A 16,756-nucleotide genomic window follows, 5' to 3' on the forward strand; every position below is an offset into this window, starting at 1 on the left:
GGTCGCCTACAGCGCCATCGGTCGCCGCGACGACGAGTTTGCCGTGGTCCGCGCCGGCCTGAACTACAAGTTCGGCTCGTACTAAGAACGAGACCCGGCGCGCCCCGCGCGCCGGTCCGGATCCGAACGACGAAAGAGCCCGGCCGAGAGGCCGGGCTCTTTCGCGTTTGGGCCCTGCGACGGCGTGAATGAAGTTTTCGCAACCGCCCCTGACAAAGCGTCACCGCACACCCATGTCCTCTGCGGCCGTGCGGCGCGTTCGAGCCCGCGGGTACGACTTGAGGAGGAGAACTCCATGAACAGCGAAGAACGCGACGTCATCTCCGGCATCTTCCAGCGCCTGGAGCAGGCCCAGAGCCAGCCCCGCGACGCGGAGGCCGAGCGCTTCATCGCCGAGAAGATCCGCGCCCAGCCCTACGCCCCCTACGCGATGGCGCAGCTGATCTACGTGCAGGAAGAGGCGATCAAGAGCCTGAACCAGCAGCTGGAGCAGGCGCGAAGCCAGGCGGCGCCGGCCCAGTCCTCGGGGGGAGGCGGCTTCCTGTCGAGCATCTTCGGCGGTGGCGGCAGCCAGCGCCAGGAGCCGCAGCCGGGCTACGGCCAGCAGCGCCCGGCCGGACAGCCCTGGGGCGGCGGTGGCGGCGCGCCGCAGGGCTATCCCCAGCAGGGCTACCCGCAGCAGCCGGGCTACCCGCCGCAGCAGCAGGGCGGCCCGTGGGGCGGCCAGCCGCAGGCTCCGGCCCGGGGCGGCGGCTTCATGGCCACCGCGCTGCCGATGGCGGCCGGCGCGGCCGGCGGCATGCTGCTCGGCAGCGCCCTGTCGAACGCCTTCGCGGGCGGCCATTCGAGCCTCGGCAGCGCCGCGGCTGCGGGCCTCGGCGGCGGTGGTGAGACAGTGGTGAACAATTATTACGGCGACGGCGGCGGCAACCAGGATCTCGGGTCGGCGCTCGACGGCGGCGGTAGCGGCAGCGACTTCCAGGACGCCAGCTTCAGCGATCCCTCGGGGGATTTCGGCGGCGATCTCGGCGGCGGCGACGACAGCGACTGGACCTGATCGATCCGGCCACCCCACAATCAGGCCCGGTCGCGCTCGCGCGCAGCCGGGCTTTTTGTTTCGAGACCGCCCGAACGGTTTCGGTCAGACGGGTTGAACCCGCCCCGCCGCCGCTCCCCGGAAGGCGTGGGCGGCGTGGCGTTCCGGCAGCCGGTCGCCCTGCCCGAACAGCTTCCGTCGATAGGACCCGTCCGCGTAGGCGGTCTTGTAGAGCCCTCGGTCCTGTAATTCCGGGATCACGATATCGATGAAGTCGGAGAAGCTTTCGGGCACGACGATGCGGCTGAGGTTGAACCCGTCCACTTCGCCCTCCTCGACCCAGGCCTGGAGTTCGTCGGCGATCGAGACCGCGTCGCCCGCCAGCACCGCGTAGCGCCCGCCGAGCTCAAGCTCCGCCAGGAGGTCGCGCTTGGTCAGGCCGCGCTTCGCGGCAGCCGCGTTGGCGGACTGGATGGCGTTGCCCGGACCGTAGGGAATCGCCTCGTCGAGGCCGTAGCGCGCGAAGTCGATCCCGGTCGAGGCGGAGAAATGCGCCAGGCCCGCCTCCGGACTCGCGTAGCGCAGGTAATCGGCGCGCTTCTCCTCGGCCTCGGCCCGGCTGCGCCCCGGTATCACCGCCAGCCCCACGAACACCTTCACGTCCTCCGGATGGCGCCCGGCCGCCACCGCCTCGGCGCGGATGGCGCGAACGGCCTCCCGGGCCGTCCCCCGGTCACGGGCCGAGATGAACACGCATTCGGCGTGTCGCCCAGCGAAGGCCCGGCCGCGGCCCGAGGCGCCTGCCTGGTAGAGCACCGGCGTGCGCTGCACCGACGGCTCGCACAGATGATAGCCTTCGACGTCGAAGAACGTGCCGTGATGCGAGACCGGGCGGATATGGGCCGGATCGCTGAACACCCGGGCTTCCCGGTCGCGGCGCACGGCCGCGTCGTCCCAGCTGCCCTCCCAGAGCTTGTAGAGCACCTCGAGATACTCGTCGGCATAGTCGTAGCGCCGGTCATGGCTGGGCAGGGTGCCGCCGCTCAGCCCGCGATGGGCGCTGTCGAGATAGCCGGTGACGATGTTCCAGCCGATGCGGCCGCCGGTGAGGTGGTCGAGGGTCGAGAGGCGGCGCGCGAAGGTGTAGGGCGCCTCCGTGTGGACATTGACCGTCACGCCGAAGCCGAGATGCTCGGTCACCGCCGCCATGGCCGGGACCAGCAGGCTCGGGTCGTTGACCGGGAGCTGCACGGCTTCGCGCGCGGTGAAATCGATGCCGCCGCCATAGATGTCGTAGACGCCGCTGATATCGGCGATGAACAGCCCGTCGAACAGGCCGCGCTCCAGGAGCTTCGCCTGATCGGTCCAGTAGCGGAGCGTGTTGTAGTCCGACGAGCGGTCGCGCGGATGGGTCCACAGCCCGTGGTTGATGTGGCCGACGCAGTTCATGTTGAACGCGTTCAGCCGGATCTGCTTTCTGGCGACCATTCAGAGCGCTCCGTGCCGGGGCGGCAGCCGGCCGTCGAGAAGGACGGCGCCGATCCGGCGATACGACCACCGCACGGGGTCACGACGCAAACGATCCCCTGTCCACCGAACGGGCAGGAGCCTGATCCGTCCGGAACGCGCAAGCCCTGCGGCGTCGATGCCGCGGCTTATCGATCATCGCATCGCAACGGCTCCGCAGCAGCGTTCTGAGTCTCGTCGGTCGCGCGGCATTCCGCGCCCCGAACCGGACGAACCGCGCCGGGAGAGAAGAGCGTTCTGCCGTATCGCGCCGGAGCGGTCATGGCGGCCTTCGAGCGCGATCGAAGGAGAGAGAATATCCTTTCCACCGAGCCGCCGGGAGATATAGCATCCCTTCTGTATTGTTCTGTAAAAAGAACGTTCTTGTTGACCATTCAACGCACCCTAGGCAGATTGCAGCCTGTAATCGGGCTGTGTCTGCACGCCTCTACCGACCCCTGCGAGGAACCATGATCGGCACGCGACGCACCCTGTTCTCGCGCCGCCACGCGGCCGCCCTCTTGGCGTCCGTACTGGCCGTTGCGACCGTGGGGCCGGCCGTCGCGGTGGAGGGGCAGCTGCGCATCGCGAAGCAGTTCGGCGTCGTCTACCTGCTGCTCAACGTGGCGGAAGATCAGAAGCTGATCGAGAAGCACGGCATGAAGGCCGGCCTCGACATCAAGGTCGAGTACGCGCAGCTCTCCGGCGGCTCGGCGGTGAACGACGCGCTCCTATCGGGCAGCATCGACGTCGCGGGCGCGGGCGTCGGGCCGCTATTCACGCTGTGGGATCGCACCCGCGGCCGGCAGAATGTGAAGGGCGTCGCGTCGCTCGGCAACTTTCCCTACTACCTCGTCTCCAACCGGCCCGAGGTGAAGACGATCGGCGACTTCACCGACAAGGACCGGATCGCGCTGCCGGCGGTCGGCGTCTCGGTTCAGGCCCGCATCCTGCAATGGGCCTCCGCCAAGCTCTGGGGCGACAAGGATTTCGCCCGGCTCGACAAGATCAGCGTCGCCGTCCCGCATCCGGAAGCCTCGGCCGCCATCATCAAGGGCGGCACCGAGATAACCGGCCATTTCGGCAACCCGCCGTTCCAGGAGCAGGAGCTCGCCGGCAACCCGAACGCCCACGTCGTCCTGAATTCCTACGCGGTCCAGGGCGGCCCGGCCTCTTCTACGGTGCTCTACGCCACGGAAAAGTTCTACCGCGACAGCCCGAAGACCTACACGGCCTTCGTGGACGCCCTCGCGGAAGCCGCGCAGTTCATCACCGACAATCCCGAGACGGCCGCGGATATCTACATCAAGTCCAACGCCAGCCGGATCGACCGCGACCTGCTGCTCAAGGTCATCCGCAACCCCGAGGTGACCTTCAAGATCGCGCCGCAGAACACGATCGGGCTCGGGCAGTTCATGCACCGCGTCGGCGTGATCCGGAACGAGCCGAAGACCCTCGACGACTACTTCTTCGCCAATCCCCGCATCGCGACCGGCAGCTGAGTCGATGAGTCTGGTCGATGAGCGCCGCGCGATCGCGCGGGTCCAGCGGGACATCGCGGCCGCGCCGGTCCTTGCCCACGACGCGGAAGCCGGGCCTGCGCCGACGCCCCTGCCGGCGCCGCTGCTGCGGGTCTCGGACCTGACCCTCGAATACCGCACGCCGGAGCGCGTCGTCCGGGCGACCCACCGGGTCGGGTTCGATGTCTACGAGGCGGACCGCTTCATCCTGCTCGGCCCCTCGGGCTGCGGCAAGTCCACCCTGCTCAAGGCGATCGCCGGCTTCATCCCGCCGGTGGAGGGATCGATCACCCTCGGCGGCGAGGTTGTGCGCGGGCCGGGGCCGGACCGCATCGTGGTCTTCCAGGAATTCGATCAGTTGCCGCCGTGGAAGACCGTCGCGCAGAACGTGGCCTTCCCGCTGCGCGCCGCCGGCCTCGTCGGCCGGCGCGAGGCCGAAGCCCGGGCGCGGCACTACATCGACAAGGTCGGCCTCACGCCGTTCGCGGACAGCTACCCGCACCAGCTCTCCGGCGGCATGAAGCAGCGCGTCGCCATAGCTCGCGCGCTCGCCAGCCAGCCCAAGGTGCTGCTGATGGACGAGCCCTTCGCGGCGCTCGACGCGCTGACCCGGCGCAAGATGCAGGAGGAGCTGCTGGCCCTCTGGGAGGAGGTGCGCTTCACCCTGCTGTTCGTGACGCATTCCATCGAGGAGGCGCTGGTGGTCGGCAACCGGGTGGCGCTGCTCTCGCCCCATCCCGGCCGGTTGCGGGGCGAGTACAACAGCCACGATTTCAACCTGGCGAGCGTCGGCAGCGCGGCGTTCCAGGCGGCGGTGCAGCGCCTGCACGGCCGCCTGTTCGAGACCGACCCCGAAACCTCCGTCCCGGTGGCTCCCGCACGATGACCCAGCACGTCCGTCCGCCGATCCGATCGGAATACGATCTCGTGCTGGCGCCCTTCGTGGAGGCGCCGGTCGAGCGCAGGCTGCCGCTCTCGACGCGGGTCTGGCAGCAGGGCTGGCTCCGCAAGGGCCTGATCCTCGTCGTGCTGGCCCTCGCCTGGGAGGCGCTCGCCCGCTGGCAGGACAACGACCTGCTGCTGCCCGGTTTCGGCGCCACCCTGTCGGCCCTCGCGGAGGGCCTGGGCAGCGGCGAGTTGCTGGAGCGAGCCCGGATCTCCCTCACGGTGCTGGCGGAAGCCTATGCCGGCGGCGTCGTTCTGGCCTTCGCCCTGACGACGCTCGCGGTCTCGACGCAGTTCGGCCGCGACCTGCTCTCGACCCTGACGGCGATGTTCAACCCGCTGCCGGCCATCGCGCTGCTGCCGCTGGCCTTGCTCTGGTTCGGGCTCGGCTCCGGCAGCCTGATCTTCGTGCTGGTCCATGCGGTGCTGTGGCCGCTGGCGCTCAATACCTTCGCGGGCTTCCAGGGCGTGCCCGAGACCCTGCGCATGGCCGGGCGCAATTACGGCCTGACGGGCCTGTCCTATGTCTGGCAGATCCTGATCCCGGCGGCCCTGCCGGCGATCCTGTCCGGGCTCAAGATCGGCTGGGCCTTCGCCTGGCGTACCCTGATCGCGGCCGAGTTGGTCTTCGGCGCCGCCTCCGGCCAGGGCGGGCTCGGCTGGTACATCTACCAGAACCGCAACGAGCTCTACACAGACCGGGTCTTCGCCGGCCTCTTGCTGGTCATCGCGATCGGGCTCATCGTCGAGAACGTCGTGTTCGCGACGTTCGAGCGGCTCACGGTCCGGCGCTGGGGCATGGTGCGCTGACGCCGCCTGCGGCCTCCTCGCCTTCGCCCCGAAACGCATCGCCTCCAACCCCGATCGGCCGATGACACAGGACACGCTTCGCCTCGGCGCATTCTTCTACGCCACCGGGCACCACGTCGCCGGATGGCGCCACCCGTCGAGCGAGGCCGATGGCGGGCTCAACCTCGAGCGTTACGTCGGCTGGGCGCGCCGGGCGGAGGACGCGAAGTTCGATCTGGTGTTCCTGGAGGACGGGACCGGCATCCGCGACGGCAACCTGCGCTCCAGCGAGCGCACGGCCCGCTCGGCCCATTTCGAGCCGGTGACGCTGCTGTCGGCGCTGGCGGCGGTCACGAGCCGGATCGGCCTGGTTGCCACCACCTCCACCAGCTTCAACGAGCCCTACAACGTCGCCCGGCGCTTCGCGTCGCTCGATCACCTGAGCGGCGGCCGGGCCGGCTGGAACCTCGTCACCTCGACCACGGATGCCGAGGCCGCCAATTTCGGCACGGATCAGATCGCGCGCCACACCCACCGCTACGAACGGGCCGAGGAGTTCGTCGATGTCGTCCTCGGCCTGTGGAACACCTGGGACGACGGCGCCGTGATCGTCGACCGGGCCAGCGGCCAGTTCTCGAAGCCGGACGGGTTCCGGCCGCTGAACCACCGCGGCAAGCATTTCCAGGTGCGCGGCCCGCTCAATATCTCGCGCACGCCCCAGGGGCAGCCGGTGCTGGTCCAGGCGGGCTCCTCGGGGCCCGGCAAGGATCTGGCGGCCCGCACGGCCGAGATCGTGTTCACCGCCAACCAGACGCTCGACGAGGCGGTCGCCTTCTACGGCGACCTGAAGGAGCGGATGGCCCGCTTCGGCCGGAGCCGGGACGACCTCAAGGTGATGCCGGGTCTGTTCCCGGTGGTCGGCCGCACCGAGTCCGAGGCGCGCGCCAAGTTCGACGCGCTTCAGGACCTGATCGACCCGGTGGTCGGCTTGGCCTTGCTCGAGCGCATGGTCGGCGGCTTCGACCTGTCCGGCTACGATCCGGACGGGCCGGTGCCGGAGCTGCCCGAGGCCGAGGGCGCGAAATCCCGCCAGCAGCTGATGTTCGATCTCGCCCGCCGGGAGGGCTTGACGCTGCGCCAGCTCTACCTGCGGATCGCCGGCGCCCGGGGCCATTCGCAGATCGTCGGGACGCCCGCCCAGATCGCGGACGAGATGGAGGAGCGCTTCCGGGCAAACGGCGCCGACGGCTTCAACATCATGCCGGCGACCCTGCCGGGGGGCCTCGACGACTTCATCGAACTCGTGCTGCCCGAGCTGCGCCGACGCGGCCTGTTCCGCAGCGAATACGAGGGCCGGACGCTCCGGGACCATCTGGGCTCGCGGCCGCCCGCGCGGCCCGCCGCGATCCCGGAATCCCCGGCCGGTGCGTGAGCCGGATGCGGCGAAGACTTGAAACGCGGCCGATGAGATCTGGGGGACACCGTCCTCTGCAGCGGCCCAATAAAAGAGTTCGCTTCGTTTGACTGTCGGTGCCGGCAACGACACCATCGGGGCTCAGCACGATTCCGGCAGCGCGGGTGCGGGATCCTTATGAGAGGGGCGCAGCACGCCCGCCTCCGGCGCGGAGCCTGCCGAGGCGATGCGTCGGCCCTGCCATGATCAGGACGGAGCGCAGCGAAGACGTGTCCATGCCGTTGAGCCACGACATCCCGGATCACGCGCTGGCTTTCGCCAGCGATCGGCCTGCATCCTGCGCGGAAAGCCGGATGCGGGGCTATATCGCCGCCTCCGCACTCCTGATCTGCCTGATCGGATGGATCCTGCACTGATGGCGGCCGTCTCCGAAGACGTGGTCGCCACCGACAGGCCCCCGGCCGGGCGTGGACCACGCGCGTTTTCCATCCCGCAATCCGGACGCTGCCGGAGCCCCATGCGATGAGCGACGACGCCCCGAAGAAGAGCCCGGCGCGGCGACGCTTTCTCGCCCAGGGCGCCGCTGCGGCGGCGGGTATCCTGGCCGGGAGCGGTGCGCCGGGCCGCAGCCGGGCCGAGGCGGCCGCGCCGCCTGGCATCCCCGACTGGATGAAGGAACCGGGCGCGGATGTCGGCAGCCAGACCTACGGCCAGCCATCGCGGTTCGAGAGCGGCCTCATCCGCAACGTGCCGAAGGGCCTGAAGCAATACATCTCGGCCTCGAGCCGGACGCCGCTGCAGGATCTCGACGGCATCCTCACGCCCAACGGGCTGTTCTACGAGCGCCACCACGGCGGCATCCCCGATATCGACCCCGCGCAGCACCGGCTGCTGGTCCACGGGCTGGTGGAGACGCCCCTGGTCCTGACCCTGGACGACATCCGCCGCTTCCCGTCGGAATCGCGCATCCACTTCCTCGAATGCTCGGGCAATCCGGGCTTCGAGGCGATCAAGGCCGGCCGGACCGCGTCGGACCTCGTCGGCCTCGTCAGCTGCGCCGAATGGACCGGCGTCCGCCTCGCGACGGTGCTGCGGGAGGCCGGGCTCAAGCCCGAGGCCCGATGGGTCGTGGCCGAGGGCGCCGACGCCGCCGCCATGACCCGCAGCCTCCCGATCGCGAAATGCCTCGACGACGCCCTGCTGGTCTACAGCCAGAACGGCGAGCGGCTGCGTCCGCAGCAGGGCTATCCCCTGCGGGTGCTCCTGCCCGGCTTCGAAGGCAACATGAGCGTGAAGTGGCTGCGACGCCTGAATGTCACCGCCGAGCCGGCATTCTCCCGCGAGGAGACCGCGAAATACACCGACCTGATGCCTGACGGGACGGCGCGGCAATTCACGTTCGTCATGGAGGCGAAATCGGTCATCACGCGGCCCTCCGGCACCCAGCGGATCGCCCCGGGCTTCCACGAGATCACCGGCCTCGCCTGGACCGGCCGGGGCAAGATCAGCGGCGTGCAGGTTTCGGTCGATTCCGGACGGACTTGGCAGGACGCCACCCTGCAGGAGCCGGTCCTGACCCGGGCCCTGACCCGGTTCCGCCTGCCCTGGACCTGGGACGGGCAGCCGACCACCATCGCCAGCCGCGCGATCGACGAGACCGGCTATGTCCAGCCGGGCTTCGCGGATCTCACCGCGGTGCGCGGCCTGAACTCCTTCTACCACAACAACGCGGTCGTGCCCTGGCGCATCGCGGCGAGCGGCGAGGTCGCCAATGGCTACGCGTAGGGTTGCGGCTTTGACGGGCACCGTTCTCCTGCTCGGGATCGCCGGGGCGGCCCGTTCAGCCGAGCGTCTCGGGATCGGCCGGCCGGCGACCGAGGCGGAGATCGCGGCCTGGAACATCGACATCGACCGCGACGGCCGGAAACTGCCGCCGGGCAGCGGCAGCGTCGCGCAGGGACGCGCGGTCTTCGAGGCGCACTGCGCGTCCTGCCACGGGTCCCGCGGCGAAGGCGGGATCGGGGACAGGCTGGTCGGCGGCCAGGGAACGCTGGCCACCGCCAAGCCGATCAAGACCGTGGGCAGCTTCTGGCCCTACGCGCCGACATTGTTCGATTACATCCGGCGAGCGATGCCGCTCAACGCACCGCAATCGCTCAGCGCCGACGAGGTCTACGCGGTGTCGGCCTATCTCCTCCACCTCAACGGCCTCGTCTCCGACGAGACGATCCTCCACGCGAAATCCCTGGCGGCGATCCGGATGCCGAACCGCGACGGCTTCGTCCCGGATCCGCGCCCGGATGTGAGGCCCTGACGGATCCGGCAACGCAGACGCCCGCTGTTGGGGCGCTCAGCTGCGCGGCGGCGTCCAGACCGCGTCGCGAACCCGGACGGCGCGCGGAATCAGGCCGAGCCGGAAGAACCGGTCGGCGGTCGTCTGCTGGCTGGACAGGATGGCGTCGGAGAGCGGCAGCACGCCGAAATGGGTGCGGTCGGCCGCGACCTTCTGGATGGCGAAGGGGAGCCCGGTCACGTCCGCGAGCGCCTGGGCAACCTGATCCCGATGGCTATCAGCCCAATCCGCCGCGTCGGACAGCCCGGCCAACGCGCCGGCCACGATGCCCGGATGCGTCTCGGCGAATGTCCTGTTGGCCAGGAAGAAGGCCGGAGCCTCGAAGGTCTGACCGGACGTGGCGAGGATCCGCGTGTCGTTGCGGGCCTGCGTCAGGGCGAGATACGGGTCCCAGATCGTCCAGGCGTCGACGCTGTCGTTGGCGAATGCCGAGCCGGCATCGGCGGGCAGCAGGTAGGCGGGCTTGATGTCGGCGAAGCCGAGGCCGGCCTTCTCGAGGGCGGCCACCAGCAGGTTGTGCGAGCTGGTCCCGCGCGCGACCGCGACCGTGCAGCCCTTGAGATCCCCGACCGTTCGGATCGGCGAATCCGCCTTCACCACGATGGCCTCGCTGTCGCCGGAGGGCGGCACGGCACCGGCATAGATGAGGTTGCCGCCGGCCGCCTGCGAGAAGATCGGCGGCGTGTCGCCCGTGTAGCCGAAGTCGATGCCGCCGGCGTTGAGGGCTTCGAGCAGGGGCGGGCCGGCCCGGAACTCGACCCAGCGTACACGCGTCCCGGCGGCGGCCAGTCGTTTCTCGATGGTGCCCTGCCTGCGGGCGACGACGATCAGGCCGACCTTCTGATAGCCGATCCGAAACGCCTTCGGCGCAGGCTCCTGTCCGGCCGCCCCCGGGATCACCGGGACGCCCGCCGCCAGGGCGAGGATCAGGGCCGAGACCCCGCGTCTGGTCGTCGTCACGCGGCGATCTCCTGCGAGGTCCGGCCCTGAACGAAGCGGCCGCCGATGGTCTGTGGCTGTCGCAGCAGGTTGAGGATCGGGCAGGCCTTCTCGACCCGCACCTGGAGTGCCGCGATCACCGCCGGATCGGCCGGCGAGTCGATCTGCACCGTGTAGGCGAGATCCTGCGGGTGCACGGGGATATCCTCGAAGCCCTCCGCGCCTGCACGCGGATCGAACGTCCCGGTCACCGCAACCTCCAGCGCCGTGATCGGGATCGCCTGGAGCGCGGCCTGGATCAGGATCGTGTGGGCGAGGCACGAGCCGAGGACGCCGAGCTGGAGCTCGGGCGAGCCGGGCCCCAGATCGAACCCGGCGAAGTCCGGCGCGCTGTCGGACACGATGGCGTGCCGGCGGATTCCGATCCGGCGCACGCCGCTGCCGCCCTCCACCGTCGCCCGCGCGGTCAGCGGCACGGGCGCCACCTCGCCCCTGCGGATCCGCGCGTCGCGCTCCGCCAGCGCGCGGCGCTTCTCGTCGAGATAGGCGTCGATGTCGGCCATGGATCCTGCCCGCGGTGGAAGAGCGTCGCGGCCATGCCTCGCGACATCCGAAGTCTAGGTTCGGGCCGACGAAAAAGGCTTCCGTAGATCCGGTGCCGGCAAGGATGTCGTTCTGCGACGGCGCGCGACCGCAAGACGGATGTTCATGCCCGCTCGGTCATGCGGCCGCGGTCGAACGTCAGCAGATCCGGACGGGATTCATCGATTCGCGGCCATCTTCGGAAACTAGGCCGATAGCTCAGGGGATCGACCGGACCCAGTGGGGCGGCCCTGCAATCTCACCACAAGCAGTTTGTGCGTGAGACTTTCCCCCGCCGGAGTTGTCTCACAGGCTAGGGAAAAGGGTATTCCCGAACTCAGTCGCCGGACAGGTTCGAATTTTCCGGATGTCCGGAAAATCGATCATCCCATTTCATTGACCGGCACATCGCGCGGAGGAACGATGGACTGCGCGGTGCGAGTTCTGAGCCGCGTCCCGATCGATCAGGAGCCGTCCCGTGCCGAGCCAGGACCTGACCCACGCCAAGCCCGAGACGCTCGCCCTCCATGCCGGCTGGCGGGCCGACCCGTCGAGCGGTTCCGTGGCGGTGCCGATCCACCAAACCACCTCCTACCAGTTCCGCGACACGACGCATGCCGAGGATCTGTTCGCCCTGAGGGAACTCGGCAACATCTACACCCGGGTGGGCAACCCGACCGTGGACGTGCTGGAGCAGCGCCTCGCGGCCCTCGAAGGCGGCGTTGCCGCACTCGCCCTCGCCTCGGGCCAGGCAGCCTCGGCGCTCGCCGTTCAGAACCTGGCCCGCGCCGGCGACAACATCGTCTCCTCGACCGATCTCTACGGCGGCACCTGGAACCTGTTCGCCAACACCCTGTCCGAGCAGGGCATCGCGGTGCGCTTCGTCGATCCCGCCGATCCGCAGGCCTTCGCCCGCGCCACGGACGAGCGGACGCGGGCCTACTACGCCGAGACGCTGCCGAACCCGAAGCTCGCTGTCTTCCCGATCCGCGAGGTGGCCGAGATCGGCCGGCCGCTCGGCATCCCGCTCATCGTCGACAACACCGCCGCGCCGCTGCTGGCCCGCCCGTTCGATCACGGCGCGGCCATCGTCGTGTACTCGACCACCAAATACATCGCCGGCCACGGCATCGCGATCGGCGGCGCGATCATCGACGGCGGCACCTTCGACTGGGCGGCCCACCCGCGGCGCCAGCCCAATCTCAACACGCCGGATGCCAGCTATCACGGTGCGATCTGGACGGAAGCCGCGCAGCCGATCGGGCCGGTCGCCTACGTCCTGCGGGCGCGGGTACGGCTGCTGCGCGACCTCGGCCCCGCGGTCTCGCCGCTCAACGCGTTCCTGACGCTTCAGGGCCTGGAGACGCTGCCGCTGCGGATCGAGCGGCACAGCCGCAACGCCCAGGCGATCGCGGCTTGGCTGAAGGACCGGCCCGAAATTGTGCGGGTGATCCACCCATCGCTCCAGACCGGCGCGGCGCGCGCCCGCGCCGACGCGGTGCTCAGCGGCGGCTATGGCGGTCTCGTCGGTTTCGAACTGGCGGCCGGGCGCGCGGCGGGACGGCGGTTCATCGACGCCCTGAAGCTGTTCTATCACGTGGCCAATATCGGCGACGCGCGCAGCCTCGCGATCCATCCCGCGAGCACGACGCATTCCCAGCTCGGCCCAGAGGCGCTGAAGGCCACGGGCGTCTCGGACGGTTACGTCCGTCTCTCGGTGGGGCTGGAGCATATCGACGACCTGCTGGCCGATCTCGATCAGGCGCTGGCTGCCGCCGGCACCGTGGCGCGGGCCGCCTGACGATGATCCGGCTTCTCACCCGCTTCGCCCGGTTCTTGCCGGGGGCCGCCCTGCCCCACGGCGAACAGCCCGCGACCCGCCTGCCGCATCTCCATATCCCGATGCTCGACGGCGGCATCCTCGCCTGCGCCGACCTCGCAGCCCAGTTCGTGGACCTGCCCGCTCTCCTGCGAGAGCGTCAGCCCCCTGCTTCGGGCCGTTGACGGGCCATCGCGTCCGCCGGTTCTGTCGATCTGCGACGCGCCGCGTCACGACGGCCTCGATCCGTGCTTGTGCAGGAGACGTGACGTCAGCCGGTCGGCCGAGCAGCGGCCGCGTGCACGACGCGCCCGCGACGGCGCTACTGCCTGCTGACGGGGTTCACCGAGGGCATCGCAGCATCGGCGCCGAGCTTCGGAGCCGCCTGGCTCATCGGCGGCGTGCCGAGCGCCGGCTCCGAACCCGACGTTTCCCAGTGGGCGAAGGCGACGCTTGCGAGGATGATGACGATCGCGGCGGGGAACAGGAGACGAGACATGGGCCGGCAACCGAGGCCACTGGCCTCGGTTCCGACGGTGCGGCTATCGGGCCGGCGCCGTGGTGCTGGTTCCAACGCCCACGCCCACGCCCGGCCGGGCCGTGCCGGTGCCCGGGACCGTGGCGGCGCCGGCCGCGCCGGTGGTCGAGCCTGTCGTCGCACCGGTGGCTGAGCCAGTCGCGGCCTCGTTCGCCTTCTGGCTGTCGCTCTTCACCGAGCCGGGATTGTTCATGTTTCCGGTCGCGCTGCCGCCGCCGGCGGGCTGCTGGGCGTAGGCGGTTCCGGTCAGGGCGATGGCGAGGGCGGCCGCGAGGCCGAAAGTTTTCATGGGCATGTGCGTTTCCTCAGGACGGCCCGTCTTCGGGCTCCTACGGCAACGCAGCCGGAGCCGGTCCGTTCGCGGCACTTCTATCGAAGGTTGAAGCGGCTCTGCACGATCGCGCCGATCACCGCCGCGGCGGATCGATCCACACCCGTGTGCCGGCCCCTGCGGAGGGGCCGAACTCCTCGGCTGCCCAACCGGACTGGAACGACGCCGTCAGGGTTGCGCCCTCGCTGACCGCCGGCGTGATCGAGCCGGTGGTCACCGGGTCGGCCCAGTTCGATGCGTGCCCGGCGACATGCACGACCGGCTCCGGCAGGTTGCGCTCGTAGCCCACGACGATGGCGGTCAGCCCGGCGCCGACGAGGACGAGGGCCAGCCCGTCGACGATCATGTGGCCCAGTCTCGGCATGATACCCACGCGTGTTGAGGAGCCTCCGGGCTACGACCGTAGGCTTAACGAATTGTACCGATCCGGCACCCGAGCGGCCGGTTGCGCAACGATCCATGCCGATGGGCGCTTACCGCCCGCGACACGATCGGTTCGGAGACGCCATCGATGGAATCCAGCGACCTCAAGCAACACCCGCCCTTCCGGGTGATCACCTTCCGCGACGACCAGGAGGTCATTTCCGAGGATGTCGAAACCGAGGTGGCGGCCCGGACCCGCTTCGCTTCGGCGGTCGACCTGTGCAAGACGCGGGATCCGGCGCACGCTCACCGCGTGGTGCTGCAATCCGGCGGCGAGACGATCGAAGCCTGGCCGCAAGCCGGCGCATAGCCGCGGCATCACATCCGGGGATCTGCCATGGAAACCTTGTTGCCGACGGCCACGACGCTCGGAGCGGCGCTCAGAGCGCGCAACGAGACGCTGGCGGTCGCGGAATCGTCGTCCGGCGGTCTCGTGTCGGCGGCGCTCCTGTCGGTCCCCGGCGCCAGCGCGTATTTCCTCGGCGGCGCCGTGGTCTACACCGCCGCGGCCCGCTCGGCTCTCGTCGGCCTCGACGAAACCGCGATGACCGGCCTGCGCTCGGCCTCCGAGGATTATGCGCTCCTGCTGGCCCGGACCGTCCGCACACGGCACGGCGCAACCTGGGGCATCGCGGAGACCGGCGCCGCCGGCCCGAGCGGCAACCGCTACGGCGATGCCGCCGGGCATAGCTGTCTGGCCGTGAGCGGTCCCGTCGAGCTCGTCGCCACGATCGAGACCGGCGGCACGGATCGGATCACGAACATGCGGACCTTCGCCCGCGCCCTCCTCGACCTGCTGGGCGATGCCCTGGCCGGTCGGCGCTGATGGATTCGAGCCGTCCGGGCGTCTGGACGCGACCGGGTACGGCCCGGCCGGGGCGGACGGCCGGTCGCTGGAACGGGGATGCCGGCGCGACGTTCCGACCTCTCGGACGGGACCGCGCCAGGAGATCAACGTGCCTCAGAGACACCCGCTCCGGTTGTGGGTCGTGCGCCATGGCGAGAGTTCCGGGAATGTCGCCCGCGACGCCGCGCAGGCCGCGGGCGCTGCCCGCATCGACATCCCGGAGCGCGATGTGGACGTGCCGCTCAGCGCGCTCGGTCACCGGCAGGCCGAGGCGCTCGGGCGCTGGTTCGCCAGCTTGCCCGACGATGAGCGCCCGAACCTCGTCCTCGCCTCGCCGTACCGGCGAGCGGTCCAGACGGCCGAACACATTAAGGGTGCGGGCGGTCTGGCGTCCGGCACGCCGCGGCTGCTGATCGACGAGCGTCTGCGCGAGAAGGAGTTCGGCATCCTCGACCGGCTGACCCGGGTCGGGATCGAGCAGCAGCATCCCGAACAATCTGCGTTGCGGCACGATCTCGGCAAGTTCTACCATCGCCCGCCCGGCGGCGAGAGCTGGTGCGACGTGATCCTGCGCCTGCGCAGCGCCCTCGACACGATCGGCCTGCACCATGACGGACGCCGGATCCTGCTCGTCGCCCACCAAGTCGTGGTTTTGTGCCTGCGCTACCTGCTGGAGGGGATGACCGAGGCCGAGATCCTCGCCGTCGATGCCGAGGGCGATGTGCTGAATTGCGGCGTGACGGAGTATGCGTTCTCGGCCACGGCCGCCCCCGACGGCGGGTTGGCCCTGGTCCGCTACAACTTCGTCGCACCCCTTGAGGCGGGGGGCGCCCCCGTTACCTCCGAACCAGACGCCGAAGCGGCCGCGACGTGATCCCTCACGGAGCCGGCGCAGGGCGACCGGGGGATCCATGAGCACCGTCACGCCGGTCACCGAGCACGTCCTGCGGACCATGGCCCCGCCCGAGCCCGACGGCGACAGCAAGGACGGAAGGGGCCGGGTCCTCATCGTGGCAGGGTGTACGGGCCTGCCGGGCGCGGTGTTGCTCGCCGCCCATGCCGCGCTCCGGGCCGGCGCGGGAAAGCTGCAGATCGCGGTCTGCCGGGACCTGGCGATCCCGATCGGGATTGCGGTGCCCGAAGCGCTGGTGATCGGGCTGCCGCAGACCGACGGCGGCGGTATCGATAAAGCCTGTGCCGCCGATCTCGCGCAGCGGGCGGAACGCGTCGATGGGGTACTGGTCGGCCCCGGCATGTCCGAGGATGCGGATGCCGAAGCCGTGACCGCCGCCTTGATCCGGGGCGCCGGCGAAGCGGCCCTCGTCCTGGATGCCGGCGCCCTCGTGGCGTTGCGGGCCGAGCCGGATCTGACCCGGCGCTTGTCCAAGCCGGCGATCATCACCCCGCATGCCGGCGAGATGGCGCAGCTCCTCGGGGAGGAGCGCGACGCGATCGAGGCGGATCCGCTGGCGGCGGCGCGGCGGGCGACCGAGCGCTTCGGCACGGTCACTGTGATGAAGGGCGGGCGGACGCACGTCGTCGCCCCGGACGGCAGGGCCTGGTGCTACGAGGTCGGCCATGTCGGGTTGGCGACGTCGGGCTCCGGCGACACGCTGGCCGGACTCGTCGTCGGCCTGCTGGCCCGCGGTGCCGCGCCGGAAGCGGCCGCCCTCTGGAGCGTCTACGCCCATGGCGAGGCCGGCCGCCGGCTCGC

General features: G+C 70.2%; 20 protein-coding genes. 14 read left to right on the forward strand and 6 right to left on the reverse strand.

Going from position 1 to position 16,756, the window contains the following annotated elements; genetic code table 11:
• Positions 1 to 295 precede the first annotated feature (295 nt).
• A complete protein-coding gene (locus WYO_RS02685) occupies positions 296 to 1,057 on the forward strand; it encodes a DUF2076 domain-containing protein (protein ID WP_007558752.1) in 762 nt (253 codons plus the stop codon).
• Positions 1,058 to 1,141: 84 nt separating this feature from the next.
• Here WYO_RS02685 and WYO_RS02690 read toward each other — a convergent pair whose 3' ends face one another.
• A complete protein-coding gene (locus WYO_RS02690; protein WP_007558754.1) occupies positions 1,142 to 2,524 on the reverse strand; it encodes an LLM class flavin-dependent oxidoreductase in 1,383 nt (460 codons plus the stop codon).
• A gap of 488 nt (positions 2,525 to 3,012) precedes the next feature.
• On the opposite strand from WYO_RS02690, the gene WYO_RS02695 reads away from it, so the two are divergent.
• From WYO_RS02695 to WYO_RS02720, 7 genes are all read left to right on the forward strand, one after another.
• Entirely contained in the window at positions 3,013 to 4,044 is a 1,032-nt protein-coding gene (locus WYO_RS02695; protein WP_007558756.1) for an ABC transporter substrate-binding protein, read from the forward strand.
• 4 nt (positions 4,045 to 4,048) lie between these two features.
• A complete protein-coding gene (locus WYO_RS02700; protein ID WP_007558758.1) occupies positions 4,049 to 4,948 on the forward strand; it encodes an ABC transporter ATP-binding protein in 900 nt (299 codons plus the stop codon).
• Entirely contained in the window at positions 4,945 to 5,817 is an 873-nt protein-coding gene (locus tag WYO_RS02705) for an ABC transporter permease (RefSeq protein ID WP_007558760.1), read from the forward strand. The genes WYO_RS02700 and WYO_RS02705 overlap by 4 nt, the downstream gene beginning before the upstream one ends.
• A gap of 61 nt (positions 5,818 to 5,878) precedes the next feature.
• Positions 5,879 to 7,228: an LLM class flavin-dependent oxidoreductase gene (locus tag WYO_RS02710; RefSeq protein ID WP_007558762.1), complete on the forward strand. Its 1,350-nt coding sequence runs from the start codon at positions 5,879 to 5,881 to the stop codon at positions 7,226 to 7,228.
• A 257-nt stretch (positions 7,229 to 7,485) separates the two neighbouring features.
• On the forward strand, positions 7,486 to 7,626 hold the full coding sequence (locus tag WYO_RS31395; protein WP_165486537.1) for a hypothetical protein: 141 nt from the start codon (positions 7,486 to 7,488) through the stop codon (positions 7,624 to 7,626).
• Positions 7,627 to 7,732: 106 nt separating this feature from the next.
• Complete coding sequence (soxC, locus tag WYO_RS02715; RefSeq protein WP_007558764.1) at positions 7,733 to 8,995, forward strand: sulfite dehydrogenase; 1,263 nt, start codon at positions 7,733 to 7,735, stop codon at positions 8,993 to 8,995.
• The gene (locus tag WYO_RS02720; protein ID WP_007558766.1) at positions 8,982 to 9,524 is read left to right on the forward strand and encodes a cytochrome c; all 543 of its coding nucleotides are present in this window, start codon (positions 8,982 to 8,984) and stop codon (positions 9,522 to 9,524) included. The genes soxC and WYO_RS02720 overlap by 14 nt, the downstream gene beginning before the upstream one ends.
• A 36-nt stretch (positions 9,525 to 9,560) precedes the next feature.
• Here WYO_RS02720 and WYO_RS02725 read toward each other — a convergent pair whose 3' ends face one another.
• Both WYO_RS02725 and WYO_RS02730 read right to left on the reverse strand, forming a co-directional pair.
• Positions 9,561 to 10,523 carry an aliphatic sulfonate ABC transporter substrate-binding protein gene (locus WYO_RS02725; protein ID WP_007558768.1) on the reverse strand — a complete coding sequence of 321 codons (963 nt, stop codon included), beginning with the start codon at positions 10,521 to 10,523 and terminating at the stop codon, positions 9,561 to 9,563.
• Positions 10,520 to 11,065 (reverse strand): OsmC family protein, encoded by a 546-nt coding sequence (locus tag WYO_RS02730; RefSeq protein ID WP_007558771.1) that lies wholly within the window; start codon positions 11,063 to 11,065, stop codon positions 10,520 to 10,522. The genes WYO_RS02725 and WYO_RS02730 overlap by 4 nt, the downstream gene beginning before the upstream one ends.
• Positions 11,066 to 11,562: 497 nt before the next feature.
• Between WYO_RS02730 and WYO_RS02735 the strand changes: the two genes are divergently transcribed.
• Both WYO_RS02735 and WYO_RS02740 read left to right on the forward strand, forming a co-directional pair.
• Complete coding sequence (locus WYO_RS02735) at positions 11,563 to 12,885, forward strand: PLP-dependent transferase (protein WP_007558774.1); 1,323 nt, start codon at positions 11,563 to 11,565, stop codon at positions 12,883 to 12,885.
• Between the two features lie 2 nt (positions 12,886 to 12,887).
• A complete protein-coding gene (locus WYO_RS02740) occupies positions 12,888 to 13,088 on the forward strand; it encodes a hypothetical protein (protein ID WP_007558776.1) in 201 nt (66 codons plus the stop codon).
• Positions 13,089 to 13,225: 137 nt separating this feature from the next.
• Here WYO_RS02740 and WYO_RS31400 read toward each other — a convergent pair whose 3' ends face one another.
• The 3 genes from WYO_RS31400 to WYO_RS02750 form a co-directional block, all read right to left on the reverse strand.
• Positions 13,226 to 13,402, reverse strand: a complete 177-nt coding sequence (locus WYO_RS31400; protein ID WP_007558778.1) for a hypothetical protein — start codon at positions 13,400 to 13,402, stop codon at positions 13,226 to 13,228.
• A 43-nt stretch (positions 13,403 to 13,445) separates the two neighbouring features.
• Entirely contained in the window at positions 13,446 to 13,736 is a 291-nt protein-coding gene (locus WYO_RS02745) for a hypothetical protein (RefSeq protein WP_007558780.1), read from the reverse strand.
• A 112-nt stretch (positions 13,737 to 13,848) separates the two neighbouring features.
• Positions 13,849 to 14,136, reverse strand: coding sequence for a hypothetical protein (locus WYO_RS02750; protein ID WP_244424034.1), 288 nt, complete (start codon positions 14,134 to 14,136; stop codon positions 13,849 to 13,851).
• A gap of 147 nt (positions 14,137 to 14,283) precedes the next feature.
• Between WYO_RS02750 and WYO_RS02755 the strand changes: the two genes are divergently transcribed.
• From WYO_RS02755 to WYO_RS02770, 4 genes are all read left to right on the forward strand, one after another.
• Complete coding sequence (locus tag WYO_RS02755; protein WP_007558785.1) at positions 14,284 to 14,505, forward strand: hypothetical protein; 222 nt, start codon at positions 14,284 to 14,286, stop codon at positions 14,503 to 14,505.
• Positions 14,506 to 14,532: 27 nt separating this feature from the next.
• A complete protein-coding gene (locus WYO_RS02760; RefSeq protein WP_007558787.1) occupies positions 14,533 to 15,021 on the forward strand; it encodes a CinA family protein in 489 nt (162 codons plus the stop codon).
• A gap of 130 nt (positions 15,022 to 15,151) precedes the next feature.
• Positions 15,152 to 15,916: a histidine phosphatase family protein gene (locus WYO_RS02765; protein WP_007558788.1), complete on the forward strand. Its 765-nt coding sequence runs from the start codon at positions 15,152 to 15,154 to the stop codon at positions 15,914 to 15,916.
• Positions 15,917 to 15,953: 37 nt separating this feature from the next.
• On the forward strand, positions 15,954 to 16,756 hold an 803-nt coding region (locus tag WYO_RS02770; protein ID WP_007558790.1), incomplete at its 3' end, for an NAD(P)H-hydrate dehydratase.

The organism is Methylobacterium sp. GXF4, assembly GCF_000272495.1.
Taxonomy (GTDB): Bacteria; Pseudomonadota; Alphaproteobacteria; order Rhizobiales; family Beijerinckiaceae; genus Methylobacterium; species Methylobacterium brachiatum.